This window comes from Clostridium tarantellae (assembly GCF_009295725.1).
In the GTDB taxonomy this organism is placed as follows: Bacteria; Bacillota; Clostridia; order Clostridiales; family Clostridiaceae; genus Sarcina; species Sarcina tarantellae.
The window spans coordinates 1-447 of the sequence record NZ_WHJC01000659.1 but is presented as its reverse complement, the minus strand read 5'-3'; the positions used below and the strand labels follow the sequence as shown (position 1 = coordinate 447).

1 protein-coding gene is annotated in these 447 nt (G+C 23.5%); it reads left to right on the top strand.

Annotated features, from left to right (window positions below; all coding sequences use genetic code 11):
• Nucleotides 1-345: hypothetical protein (locus tag GBZ86_RS16780; protein WP_327445305.1), on the top strand; the 345-nt coding region annotated here is incomplete at its 5' end.
• Between the last annotated feature and the right edge of the window lie 102 nt (nt 346-447).

The following is a 447-nucleotide window of genomic DNA, read 5'->3' as shown; positions in this document are numbered from 1 at the left end:
CTATTATGTGAGGTAAAAATAATGGATGGACAAATTTTTATTTTATTTTTCATTATTATTAGTACTGGAATTACTATTTTTCTTTATTTGTGGAAGGCTAAAAAGGAGGTATATTATAAGAAAAACGAACGTTGGCAGTTAATCCAGAATAAAGCTAATAATATAGCCAATTATTTAAACTATATATTTATAGTATTTTTAGCAATTGCAGAAGTAATAGTACTATTTTCTAATACTCAAATAACACTTAACTTGAATCGTGTTTTAACTTATGGCTTATTATTCATTGGCTTACGAAATGGGATAGAATTATTTGCATTAAAATATTTTGACAATAAGTTATAATTATTAAATTAATTATAAGAACTTTCAGAAATGAAGGTTCTTTTTATTTTATCTAGAAAGGTGGTGATAGTAATGAAAGTTAAGTAATACTTACTATTAATC